Origin of the sequence: Providencia sp. SP181 (assembly GCF_050446505.1) — a bacterium.
Classification (GTDB): Bacteria; Pseudomonadota; Gammaproteobacteria; order Enterobacterales; family Enterobacteriaceae; genus Providencia; species Providencia vermicola.
This window is the reverse complement of record NZ_JBBPXM010000005.1, coordinates 57,482-69,325: the sequence shown is the minus strand read 5'-3', so window position 1 is coordinate 69,325 and position 11,844 is coordinate 57,482. Positions and strand designations below refer to the sequence as shown.

Here is an 11,844-nt window from a genome sequence, read left to right as displayed (position 1 = left end):
ATTTCGAATTACGGTGCTACAGCGCCCTCTGGTGCTTTTTTATCGTCGTTATTTTTCTTTTTAGAAACATCATCTTTAAAGAAAAAGATAAAGAACACACTGACAACGGCAGCGACGATAGCAGGGTAATGCCAGAAGGTTTCCCATTGTGGTAAGGACTCGCTACCTTTTTCCGTGACTGTTGAGTTAAATATTTGCCCGCAAATCGTGGAGGCAAATAATAAACCGAAGCCGTTTGAAACAATAAAGCGTAACCCTTGAGCTTGTGCGCGGATTTCTGGTTTTGCTTTACGGTCGACATAAATATCGCCAGCGGTAAAGAAGAAGTCCCAACATAATCCCTGAAGCATCAACCCAAAGACAATAAAATATAAACTGGTATCGACCGCAGCATAGGCAAATAATGTTGAGCGAATAATCCAGCTAACTGCACCTAATAATAAAGTGATTTTAAAACCGAACTTCATCAAGAAGAACGATAGGAAGAACATAAACAGCACTTCACAGGCAATACCAATTTGCATAATAGAAGCGGCATTATCAAACCCAAGCGTTTTAATAAACACAGGGATATAGGCGGAATAAGCTGTTTTTGGAATCATTAATACAAAGATGCTAAACATTAAAATAGCGAAATAGCGGTCTTTAAATAATGACAATGCGTCTAAGCATAAAATATCGCGTGTGGAGAACGGTTTGCCTTTAGCTTTTGGTGGCGTATTTGGCAGTGTAAAACAGTAAAAGCCTAATACGACTGCAACTGCAGATGCGATATACCATGTCATGGTACTGCCCGAGAAGCCCATTTCCCCTAAAATAAATCCGATAGCCATAAAACCAAACGTACCGAATACACGAATGATAGGGAAATATTTCACACCATTAATATGGGAGAAGCTGATGCTATTAGAAAGTGCGGTTGTTGGGTAAAACAGCAGGCCAATAATAAAGATCAAAAATAGGGTCATGCCACTGTTTTGTGCCTCAATAAATTGAGGAACACATAAAATGACGGCGGCATTAATTAAGTGAAGGATCCCCATCACTTTTTGTGATGCAAAGAAACGGTCAGCAACCATACCAATAAATAACGGTGAAATAATGGTCGCGACACCTAATAACGCATAAGCATTACCAATAATATGTGCCATACCATAGGTGCTTAATACCAGTCCCATCGTCATATTCCACGCACCTTGCATGAAATATTGCACAAACATCATGATCAGCAAGCGGGAAGTGATTTTCATATCCATTTTATTTCCCTCTTAATGTGTTTCTAACGTTAGTCCGTCATACGCGACACGGATATTATAAGGAGCACAAACCGCCACTAATTCTTCATGCAGTAATTTACCACTGTGTGAAATATGAGAAACGGCAATTTGAGTATTAGAATGCAAACAACCTTGTTGTTGCAGCTTTTCTTGTGCTGCAAAGACGGTTTCTAGGCTCATATGGTTATCGGTACGGTTATTGCCATTTAGTCCATAAGTGCATTCGAATACAACAATATCTAGCGGTTTGTTTTCAAGCCATTGCCAAGTCAGTTCTGGGAACCAGCCTGAGTCGTGGCCATAGAAAATCGCTTTGCCATCTTTTTCAATATGATAGACATAACAGAGCTCCCATTTCGCATGGTTTGCTAGTAATGGGGTAATTTTATATCCATTTCTTTCAACGGTGACAAAAGGGATTAAACAATGAAAAGCGAAACGCTCTTTGCTGTACCCCGGTAGCACTTCAAGGCAGCCATTGATTGCACGATCGTTGCCAAATATATGAAGTGGATGGTGAATTTCAAAGCCATAACCTTCCATTCTACTGAACAGATCGCCCACATTAAAATGGTCAGGGTGAGTGTGAGTGAATAGCAGGCTTTCAAAATGGGTTGCATCCATTCCATCACGCATGAGTTGATAACTAAATGTGGGAGACACGTCGATCAACATGAGATCATCCACAATAGCAGAGGAGTGAGTTCTGATATCTTTACCACCAAGTTGCCTTGCTTTTTGGCAGTGCTCACAACGGCAAAAAGGGTTTGGTATACCCTCTGAAGCCGCAGTGCCTAAAAAATGAATTTTCATGATAATTTCCTTTATCTTATTGTTTTATTTTGGGTTATTAAATCCCTGGTGCTGGTGTTAAATCGATAAAACTATTATTTGAACGTTCCAATGATAATTTGGTGAGATTAGTTTGCCAATGACAGATATTCAGATCAGTGATCTCATTCAAATTAAAATAATTATCTATTTGATTAATAGTTATATTTTTTATTTTTTGCTTTGTGTGTATCGAATGTTAATACTTTCCATTATTTGATTGTTTTATCTGCATATTTATTTTGGAACGTTCAAATTAATTATCGGTGGTCGTGATAAATAATTCAGGTATGCTATTGCGAGAAGCAATTAAGGTGAAAAGACAAATGGCAACAATTAAAGACATTGCAAAATTGGCGGGTGTTTCTCATGGAACGGTTTCTAACGTTTTGAATAAACGTGGAAATGTGAGTGTAGAGAAAATTGAGGCTGTCTATAAAGCAGCAAAGCAAATGGGGTACCAGCTCAATACACAAGCGCAATTGTTGAGAACCAATAAAAGCCACAAAATCGCAATACTATTACCGCAGTTAGTGTCCGATAAATACGCAATCTTTTTTAATTCATTTAGGCAATCAATCTCTTTGTACCCCGAGATAACCTATGATCTATTTTTGACGGATGATCTTGAAACAACAGAGTTAGATGCATTACAAAAAATTGCAGCGGGTGGATATAAACAGGTGGTTGCTGTGAGTTGTTTGCAAGACGCGAACACTTATTTTGATACATTAAAATTACCTGCTTCTCAGATTGTGTTTATTTATCGCCAACCAGCCAATGCCCATCATTTTTTCACGTTAGATTTTTCTCAAGCAGCAGAGGCGATTTGCCAACAAATTGCGACCAGCCGCAGTCAACTGGTGGGGATTTTCAGCGATGAACATGGTGAGTTAGAACATTCAACGTTTGTGAGTGAGTTACAAAAAAGCCTCAAGCAGTGTGCACCAAATAAAAAATATATTGTGATCCGAGCATCGAATGATGAATCCTATAAAGCTGCATTTGATTTTTTCACCTTAGACCAAACACCAGACTTGTTTGTTGCTGAAGATATTGAAAAGGCAAGTTTTTTAACTCAAGCCAGTTTTTTTGGTAGCAACAGTGATTGCCCTGCTATTTTTGCCTTAAGTGGCAATATTCCCCCAATATTAAAAGGGCTACACTGTTTTCCGATGAATTATGCGCAGCTAGGGTTAGAGGTTGTTGATGAGCTAATGAAAGAGGATGAACTGGAAAGCGAGAATCTGGGGGCAAACACTGTTTATGTGCGTAACCAAAGTGGCAACCTTTATACTGCAACACCAGCACTTAGTACTGTCAATAAAGATGAGCCGAGTTTGAATCTCCTTATTTTGCCAAGTCCTTCGACAAATGCACTCAAAAAGCTCTTACCCCACTTTTATCGCCAAACGGGCATTAAGGTTAATTTAGCCATACATCCTTATGACGAAGTCTACCAAATATTGGGACAGCTCCATTTACATCCTTATTATGATTTATTGCGGATTGATATGGCCTGTTTTCCTTGGTTTGCAGAGCGAATATTACAGCCACTAGATAATGTCGGGAACGGCTTAACGGATTTATTAAGCAGCTTTTCCAAACCAACCCAACAAAAATTTAGTTTAGTCGGGGACACTGCTTATGCTATGCCATTTGATGCTAGTGCCCAGTTGTTGTTTTATCGAAAAGACTTGTTTGAAGACCCGATCCTAAGGCGTAGGTATTACGAGAAAACAGGCAATGAATTGGCTGTGCCGACGAGTTTTCACGAATACGACCAAGTCACACAGTTTTTTACAGAGCAGCATGAAAAAGGGCAATTTTCTCGCCCAATTGGTGCATCAACAACATTGGGAAGTGCTGGCTTAATAGCAAGTGAATATTTGCTGCGCTACTATGCAGAAGGTGGGCGGTTAATTGAGGGTGATGGTATCCCTCGATTAGAAATGCCTTTGGCGGGCAAAGTGTTAAGCGATTATCTACACCAAGTTTCTGTCACTGAAAATATCCATGAAAAGTGGTGGAGCGAATCCGTTAGGCAATTCGAGCAAGGTGAACTTGCTATGTTAATTGCCTATATGAATCTGTTTAATGATGTGGCTCATAGCGATATTTTTCCAAAAATTGGTTATGCCTCTGTGCCAGGTGGGCTTCCACAACTCGGGGGAGGTGCGCTCGGAGTATCTCGTTATAGCCAAAAATCACATTATGCAGAGCAATTTTATCGTTGGCTCTATTCACCTATCGTGATGGATCATCTTATTTTATTGGGTGGGAATAGTAACCACCAAGATTTCAGCCATAACCAAGAAATCTGCCATCGCTACCCTTGGATGCCACTGGCTTATCAAGAGATTAACCGCGGAATCCGCGAATCCTCCATTCCAAACGGTAAGTTATTTAATTTGCGCCAAGCTGAAGTGATCATTGGTCAAGGGATTACTAATGTGGTGAATAAGATCATGACAATAGAAGAAACCATTGAATACATTAATCAGCGTTTATTAGTGGATACCCAAGGGGAACGATAGAGTGGGGGGATTGGTGAGCGCAATGTGGTAAAAGTTGCATTGTTAATTTTGATAAGCGTTACAAAGCAAAAAACCAGCCTTTAGGCTGGTTTCTTTAAATAGTGGTGCCCGGACTCGGAATCGAACCAAGGACACGGGGATTTTCAATCCCCTGCTCTACCGACTGAGCTATCCGGGCAACGGAACGTATTAAACCTGATTCCATCAGTTGAGTCAAGGCGCATTATAAAAACTTTCGACCGTATGCGCTTTTTTTCAACACCTTAGCTACTTTTTAAACGAAATGCCCTAAAAATATCTGGGTAATGAAGAACACCCGCTGTTTAACGGGTGATTTTCATCTGTTCGCCAATGTTAGCGCAAATATTTTTTCTGTGCCTTGTTCACTTTAATGAGGTAATTACGTGACTCAGCAGCTGGGTGCTTAGTGGACAACGTTTCATACACTTCACCTGGTTCTAAATTGTTAATACGCTGAGCTGCCTGCTTTTTATCACTATGGAACACTCGCAGGACACTGCCTGCGCCGCCATTGTATGCGGTAATAACAGCATAACGGCGAGAGGTTTGATTGCGAATATCGCCTAAATAGCTGTTTTGCAAGATAGCCAAATAGGCAGTCCCCGTATCAATGTTCTTTTCTGGATCAAACAAATAGCTGCGACTAGGCACACCGGACTTTCCTTGTGAGCGGAAAACGTCTTTACCTGCCGTGTTTGGCATTATCTGCATCAAACCAAGTGCATCTGAGCGGCTTACGGCATAAGGGTTAAAGCTCGATTCAATTTGCATAATTGCAAGGATTAATGACTCATCAACGCCATATTTTGCTGATGACTTTTTAATATACGGCAAATATTTGTGGGCGCGTTTGTCTAGGTGGTTAGGCACTAATTGCATCGTGACTGACCAAACGATATTCATGCCAGATTGGCGGCGCTGTATTTTGTTTTCTATCAGATAATCTGCAAATTTTGTTGCTCGCCACTCCCAACGAATCGCTTCCCCTGTGTTATCAAGTACTTGGCCAAATAAAAATGGTTCTTTACTGTAGGGGATATCGTTAATATCAGAATAGAGGTCGATGGAGTTAGGGTCATCGCCCATCAATAAGGTGGTGACAATCGCTTTTTTGAGGTGTTGCGATGGCTCTACAGCGGAAATGGTTTCAACTGTAATCGTCCCTGCATCGAAATTAATATGACTACGTGTACGGTATTCATCTGTATATTTAACGTAATCTTTTGGCCCCGCAATGAGGACTTCCTTAATTCCCCAAATATTTTCGATATTATGGGCAAATTGGCCCATTAAAATATCAAATCCATTGGTGTCTTTGACATAATCAGGGTTGAAGTCCGTTTTTTGGTTGCTGGAACACGAAACAAGTAGCGGGATCAATAAACTCAGCGCAAATAGTTTTTTCATACGATTCACAGTATTGGTGCAAAAGTCTACCTACAGAGTAGGTAGACAGACAGATTATTTTTCAGGTGTATAGCCGTCAATGTGAATATCATGGCCTTCAAATAAGAACTTGACCATTTCTTGTTCTAACATCTTACGATCGTCTGGATTCATTGTATTGAGTTTCTTTTCATTAATTAGCATAGTTTGCTTCGTCATCCACTGGCTCCATGCTTCTTTAGAAATCTCATTAAAAATACGTTTCCCTAACTCACCTGGGTAAAGTTGAAAATCTTGCCCATCTGCGTCACGTTGTAAGAATGTACAAAAAATCGTTCTACTCATTAAAATTTCCTCAAATATCAGGTAGTAAGGCGAGCTGTTTTAATAAACTTTCAACTGGGGCGGCAAGGCCGATAGTTGCGCCTAGGTGTAAGTTATACCAGAGTCCTTTGCCTTCATCCATGGCAGAATTAAATGCCTGAATCTTAACTTTTACAGGGATAATATCTAAATGGAAATGGCTAAACGTGTGGCGAAAGGCAATTAACTGCTCAGGAGCGTCATAAGAAAGGCCTGATTCCGCTAACCATGCTGTTAATTGTTCTGAAGACTCAAACTGTGGAAAGGCGAATAACCCACCCCAAATACCAGAAGGGGGACGCTGCTCTAACCAGACATTGTCTTCATGTTGCATAATTAAAAACCAGGCGGTTTTTTCAGGGATTTTTTGTTTCGGTTTTTTCCCTGGGTAGTTTTGCCATGAATGGTTGGCATAGGCAACACAGCCAAAGTTAAGTGGGCAAAGCTCGCATTTTGGTTTACTGCGGGTGCAAACCATCGCGCCTAAATCCATCATTGCTTGGTTAAAATATTCTACGCCATCATTGGGCGTGACATCGGTGCTAATTTCCCACAGGCGGTTTTCTACCTCTTTTTTCCCAGGCCAGCCATCAACGGCATAAGCACGAGCCAGCACGCGTTTTACGTTGCCATCTAAAATAGGGTAATGTTGCTGTTGGGACAGAGATAAAATTGCGCCAGCCGTAGAGCGACCAACCCCGGGCAAAGCCAACACTTCATCAAAAGTGGTTGGGAATTTCCCACCATACTGATCAGCAACGACTTTTGCTGCCTTGTGCAAATTGCGGGCACGGGCATAATAGCCAAGGCCTGTCCATAAATGTAAAACCTCATCCAATGGCGCGTTGGCAAGGGCGGTAATATCTTCAAAACGAGAAATAAATTTCTCAAAATACGGGATAACGGTACTGACTTGGGTTTGTTGCAGCATCACCTCAGACAGCCATACGTGGTAAGAGGACTTTTCCTGCTGCCACGGTAATGTTTTGCGTCCATATTTGTGATACCAGTCGAGCACTGCATGAGAAAATTGTTGAGCTTCCATTGAACACTTTATTTTTTTATCGATTTTTTAATAATGCTAAGGATTGCAACATAGACGCGGTAGGCTGTAAACCGCTTATTGTGTGGTTTAGTGTAAAGTTAGCCAATTATCAACTGCATCCTTGTTGAAGTTTTGCTAAACTCCTACTCTTACCCTGCGATTACTGTTAGGTAATTAATCTAATGGTTTGAATTAGCAAGGGTAATTTAAACATAATTGCTATTTACTAGCCTTATAGAACTTGATCGTTGGCACATTAACTTAATTGGGCAACTATTTTTTAGAACCTTTATTATGATCAATAATGTTATCTCCCCCGAATATAATGAAGAAGGGCGGGTTATGCGCCGTGTCCGTAGTTTTGTCCGCCGTCAAGGGCGTCTGACAAAACGTCAGGAAGACGCATTAGAAAAAGAATGGGCTGAAATGGGGATTGATTTTATCAATGAACCCTTTGATTTCGCCAAAGTATTTAGTAACTCAAACCCAGTGACGCTGGAAATTGGGTTTGGTATGGGCGCCTCATTGGTGACTATGGCATCGCAAAATCCACAGCAAAACTTTTTAGGCATTGAAGTTCATGCGCCAGGTGTGGGCGCATGCTTAGCATCGGCAAAAGAAGAAAATGTCAGTAATGTCCGTGTGATGTGCCATGATGCGATTGAAGTCTTGGATTGCATGGTGCCCAATGGAAGCCTTGCGATGGTTCAGTTATTTTTCCCTGACCCATGGCATAAAGCAAAACACAATAAACGCCGCATTGTTCAAGTGCCATTTGCTGAAAAAATTCGCAGTAAATTAGCGGTTGGTGGTATTTTCCATATGGCGACCGACTGGGAGCCGTATGCAGAACATATGCTTGATGTCATGAAGAGTGTCGAAGGGTATAAAAATTTATCACCAACAGGTGATTATGTTCCTCGTCCAGAATCAAGACCAGAAACAAAATTTGAAAAGCGCGGCCAGCGGTTAGGGCACGGTGTATGGGATTTAATGTTTGAGAGGACCAAATAATGGCTAAACAACCACGTAGTCGTCGTTTACGTAAAAAAATGCGTTTGGATGAATTCCAAGAGTTAGGTTTTACGGTTAAATGGAGTTTTAAAGAAGGTACACCGATCGAAGAAGTTGACACTACCGTTGACCAACTGATTGCTGAAGCTATTGAACCAAACGGTTTAGCATTCGAAGCAAGCGGCTACTTGAGCTGGGAAGGGATTGTTTGCCTACAGCAAATTGGTAAATGTACCGAAGAACACCGTCAAATCGTTGAAAATTGGTTAAAAGCAAAAGGGATGAACGACGTTGTTGTTTCTGAACTGTTTGATGTTTGGTGGGAATAATCACTTTTTGGTTGATTAAATCACACTAAATAAATAGGCTGAGTTTCTCAGTGTTTGAAGAGGCATCCAAGTTTTGGGTGCCTTTATTTTCTGGAGTAAAAGTTTTGAGTGCTATGTTTTCTAACCAGCTACTTAACGACATTCTAGACCAAGTTCGGCCGCTAATAGGCCAAGGTTGTGTTGCCAACTATATTCCTGCGCTAGGTTGTGTGCCTTCTCATCATCTTGGTATCGCCGTTTCCACCATTGACGGTGAGGTTTTCACCGCAGGGGATGCCTATCAACGTTTTTCCATTCAGTCTATTTCAAAAGTGTTGAGCCTGACATTGGCGATGACGCGCTACGAAGAAAATGAAATTTGGAGCCGTGTTGGCAAAGAGCCATCAGGGCTACCATTTAACTCATTAATTCAAATTGAAATGGAAAAAGGTATCCCACGAAACCCGTTTATTAATGCAGGTGCGATTGTGATTGCAGATATGTTGCAGTCGCGTTTAAGTGCGCCAAAACAACGTATGCTAGAGTTTGTTCGAAAATTATCGTGTGAGCCTGATATTACCTACGATACAACCGTTGCTCGCTCTGAAATGGAACATGCAAGCCGTAATGCAGCAATCGGCTATTTAATGAAATCATTTGGTAATTTTGAAAATGATGTTTTGACGGTGCTCGAAACTTATTTTCATTATTGCTCTCTAAGTATGAACTGTGTTGAATTAGTGAGATGTTTCTCCTATTTAACATCGCAAGGAATGTCATCTTGCTCCATAGACCCCATTATTACCCCATTACAATCAAGGCAAATCAATGCATTGATGATGACATGTGGAATGTATGATGGCTCTGGTGAATTTGCATTTCGTATTGGAATGCCAGGGAAATCAGGTGTTGGCGGCGGTATTGTTTGTGTTGTCCCTAACCAATTTACTGTGGCGGTATGGTCACCTGAACTCGATGCAGCAGGGAACTCTCTGGTGGGTTGCGCTGCTTTAGAGCTATTATCGAAACGAATTGGGCGTTCTGTTTTCTAATTAATTCAACGCCTTCTAGGAGATGTTATGTTACGCCGTACATTAATTGCATTTTCACTGTTAGCGAGTGCAGCGAGCCAAGCTGCGGATTATAACTGCTCAGTGACACCGAACGATGATATTTTCATGACGCCAGAAAGCGTGCGAGTGGTTGGTCGCAGTGGCGATTTAGTGATTACACCTAATGGTGAGATCACGTTAAACGGCAAAAATATTGCGGCGACTGAGGCTCAAAAACAGCAAGCGATCCGTTATCAATCGGCAATTCGTAATGATTTACCTTGGATAAAACAAGAGTCTGAGAAAAAACTGGCAACGTCACGTGAAACGGTAGATAAAGTCGTTGTTAAGGTCATTGGCAGCGACAGTAATGTACGTAAACGTTTGACTAAGCTAGAAAAAGACCTGAATAGCCAAATCAACCAAATTATTGAAACCCGTCCGAATGGCTATGCTTTTCATCATGAAGCGATGAAAAATGCGGAAACAAAAGGCAAGCAGTTGGTGAATGAAAGCTTGGGCGGTATTTTACAAGATAGCATCAACGAAATGGGGCGCAAGCAACTGTTATCAGGTGGTGATGCTAACCAAGCGCTACAAGGCATGCTGGGCAATCTAGGTGGTTTGCAGCAAGAGCTTGAAACAGAATGGAAAAAACAAGAGAAAAGCTTCCAATTGTTTGGTGTTCAAGTGTGTTCAAAAGTCACTGGCATTGAGCAACAACGGGTTTCTTTATTGAATTCCTTAAAAGCCAAATAATCCATTTATCTATATTTCTTAAAAACAGCCCTGTATTAACTGCATGGCTGTTTTTTTATTTATGATGGTTATTATGTGGATTTATAAATGTGATTTTAGTTCCATTAATGGGAATGAAAATGAAATTGATTCTTATTTGATTGACATGTAGGCCTCTCTCTTTACAATGCGAGTTTGGCTTAATGACTTAATTGGGATCGTTTAAATGAAAAAGTTCATTCCTGCTTTACTTGTTTCTGTATTGTCACTCTCTGCTCCTTTAGCGCTTGGTGCTGAATCTGCTGCTTTCGCTCCAAATGCTGTCACTGCGCAAGGCGTCGAAAAAGTGACAATTAAGCATTTATCGGGTGAAACAGAAGTTATTAAAAAACCTAAAAAAGTGGTTTTATTTGACTTCGGTGTATACGACTCAATGCAAAAACTGGGTTTAGGCGATAACGTGGTGGCTTTACCGACGGCAAATGCGCCTGCTTATGTGAAAGGCAGTATTCCAGCATCAATGGAAAATGCAGGTGGCATGAAACAACCTGATTTGGCTAAAATTGAGCAATTAAAACCTGATTTAATCGTCATCACAGGGCGTCAGGGGAAATCATACGAAGCCTTATCCAAAATTGCACCGACCATTAATTTAGGTTCTGACAGCAAACATTATATTGAATCAGTAAAAGCAAACTTAGCCGTACTTGGTGATTTATACGGTAATCAAAAAGCCGTTGATGAACAGCTCGTTCAGTTAGACAAAACCATTGCAGATGCTCAGAAAAAAGCGGCTGATTCTAAGAAAAAAGTCTTAGTACTGATGCACAATGACGGCAAATTAATCCCAAATAACCAAGCCGTGGTTTATGACGTGGTAAAAGCACAGCGTGCAGAATTGCAGATTGATGAAAATGCGGATAAATCAAAACGCCGTGTTGTCGATACCAAAACCATTGCGCAAGCAAATCCTGATGTCATCTTAATTGTTGACCGCAGTGAAGCTATCGGTGCTGGGAAATTAGAAAAAACGGTCTTTGAAGACAGCAATATCCAAGAAACCAAAGCATACAAAGACGGTAAGATCACTTACCTGCAATCTGACCTTTGGTATTTATCAGGTGGTGGCTTTGTCAGCTTAACAGAACAAGTTAATGCTGTTGTTAACGCGCTTTAATGAATATCTGCCGTTGTCCTAGTGATAGCGGCAATATGAAATACCCTTATTGTTATTTTTGTCGATCTCATTTTTATCTCTAATAAAAAGCCCGC

Annotated in this window: 11 protein-coding genes and 1 tRNA gene; 6 read left to right on the top strand and 6 right to left on the bottom strand. The window is 40.8% G+C overall.

Features of this window, described 5'->3' with window-relative positions; all coding sequences use genetic code 11:
• Window positions 1-8 precede the first annotated feature (8 nt).
• Together AABS66_RS10205 and AABS66_RS10200 are read right to left on the bottom strand one after the other, a co-directional pair.
• Entirely contained in the window at window positions 9-1,256 is a 1,248-nt protein-coding gene (locus AABS66_RS10205) for an MFS transporter (protein WP_430224891.1), read from the bottom strand.
• A gap of 12 nt (window positions 1,257-1,268) precedes the next feature.
• Window positions 1,269-2,090, bottom strand: coding sequence for an MBL fold metallo-hydrolase (locus AABS66_RS10200; protein WP_206084718.1), 822 nt, complete (start codon window positions 2,088-2,090; stop codon window positions 1,269-1,271).
• A gap of 344 nt (window positions 2,091-2,434) precedes the next feature.
• On the opposite strand from AABS66_RS10200, the gene AABS66_RS10195 reads away from it, so the two are divergent.
• A complete protein-coding gene (locus AABS66_RS10195; protein ID WP_272574355.1) occupies window positions 2,435-4,645 on the top strand; it encodes an extracellular solute-binding protein in 2,211 nt (736 codons plus the stop codon).
• A 102-nt stretch (window positions 4,646-4,747) separates the two neighbouring features.
• On the opposite strand, the gene AABS66_RS10190 is transcribed toward AABS66_RS10195, so the two are convergent.
• The 4 genes from AABS66_RS10190 to mutY form a co-directional block, all read right to left on the bottom strand.
• A tRNA-Phe gene (locus AABS66_RS10190) sits at window positions 4,748-4,823 on the bottom strand.
• Window positions 4,824-4,999: 176 nt separating this feature from the next.
• Window positions 5,000-6,073, bottom strand: a complete 1,074-nt coding sequence (gene mltC, locus AABS66_RS10185) for a membrane-bound lytic murein transglycosylase MltC (protein ID WP_206084720.1) — start codon at window positions 6,071-6,073, stop codon at window positions 5,000-5,002.
• Between the two features lie 54 nt (window positions 6,074-6,127).
• Entirely contained in the window at window positions 6,128-6,397 is a 270-nt protein-coding gene (locus AABS66_RS10180) for an oxidative damage protection protein (RefSeq protein ID WP_206084721.1), read from the bottom strand.
• 10 nt (window positions 6,398-6,407) lie between these two features.
• Entirely contained in the window at window positions 6,408-7,460 is a 1,053-nt protein-coding gene (gene mutY, locus AABS66_RS10175) for an A/G-specific adenine glycosylase (RefSeq protein WP_206084722.1), read from the bottom strand.
• A 294-nt stretch (window positions 7,461-7,754) separates the two neighbouring features.
• Here mutY and trmB point away from each other — a divergent pair, with 294 nt between their 5' ends.
• From trmB to AABS66_RS10150, 5 genes are all read left to right on the top strand, one after another.
• Window positions 7,755-8,474: a tRNA (guanosine(46)-N7)-methyltransferase TrmB gene (trmB, locus tag AABS66_RS10170; protein WP_430224890.1), complete on the top strand. Its 720-nt coding sequence runs from the start codon at window positions 7,755-7,757 to the stop codon at window positions 8,472-8,474.
• Window positions 8,474-8,803, top strand: coding sequence for a YggL family protein (locus AABS66_RS10165; RefSeq protein WP_206084724.1), 330 nt, complete (start codon window positions 8,474-8,476; stop codon window positions 8,801-8,803). Before trmB ends, AABS66_RS10165 begins: the two co-directional genes overlap by 1 nt.
• 104 nt (window positions 8,804-8,907) lie before the next feature.
• Window positions 8,908-9,834 carry a glutaminase B gene (gene glsB / locus AABS66_RS10160; RefSeq protein ID WP_206084725.1) on the top strand — a complete coding sequence of 309 codons (927 nt, stop codon included), beginning with the start codon at window positions 8,908-8,910 and terminating at the stop codon, window positions 9,832-9,834.
• 27 nt (window positions 9,835-9,861) lie between these two features.
• Window positions 9,862-10,593 (top strand): DUF2884 family protein, encoded by a 732-nt coding sequence (locus tag AABS66_RS10155; RefSeq protein WP_272539819.1) that lies wholly within the window; start codon window positions 9,862-9,864, stop codon window positions 10,591-10,593.
• Window positions 10,594-10,798: 205 nt separating this feature from the next.
• Window positions 10,799-11,749 (top strand): siderophore ABC transporter substrate-binding protein, encoded by a 951-nt coding sequence (locus AABS66_RS10150; RefSeq protein ID WP_206084727.1) that lies wholly within the window; start codon window positions 10,799-10,801, stop codon window positions 11,747-11,749.
• Window positions 11,750-11,844 lie beyond the last annotated feature (95 nt).

What these genes read in the sequence shown, in the direction of transcription:
- AABS66_RS10205 (WP_430224891.1), bottom strand. Translation starts at nt 1,256, where the DNA reads ATGGATATGAAAATCACTTCCCGCTTGCTGATCATGATGTTTGTGCAA.
- AABS66_RS10200 (WP_206084718.1), bottom strand. Translation starts at nt 2,090, where the DNA reads ATGAAAATTCATTTTTTAGGCACTGCGGCTTCAGAGGGTATACCAAAC.
- AABS66_RS10195 (WP_272574355.1), top strand. Translation starts at nt 2,435, where the DNA reads ATGGCAACAATTAAAGACATTGCAAAATTGGCGGGTGTTTCTCATGGA.
- mltC (WP_206084720.1), bottom strand. Translation starts at nt 6,073, where the DNA reads ATGAAAAAACTATTTGCGCTGAGTTTATTGATCCCGCTACTTGTTTCG.
- AABS66_RS10180 (WP_206084721.1), bottom strand. Translation starts at nt 6,397, where the DNA reads ATGAGTAGAACGATTTTTTGTACATTCTTACAACGTGACGCAGATGGG.
- mutY (WP_206084722.1), bottom strand. Translation starts at nt 7,460, where the DNA reads ATGGAAGCTCAACAATTTTCTCATGCAGTGCTCGACTGGTATCACAAA.
- trmB (WP_430224890.1), top strand. Translation starts at nt 7,755, where the DNA reads ATGATCAATAATGTTATCTCCCCCGAATATAATGAAGAAGGGCGGGTT.
- AABS66_RS10165 (WP_206084724.1), top strand. Translation starts at nt 8,474, where the DNA reads ATGGCTAAACAACCACGTAGTCGTCGTTTACGTAAAAAAATGCGTTTG.
- AABS66_RS10155 (WP_272539819.1), top strand. Translation starts at nt 9,862, where the DNA reads ATGTTACGCCGTACATTAATTGCATTTTCACTGTTAGCGAGTGCAGCG.
- AABS66_RS10150 (WP_206084727.1), top strand. Translation starts at nt 10,799, where the DNA reads ATGAAAAAGTTCATTCCTGCTTTACTTGTTTCTGTATTGTCACTCTCT.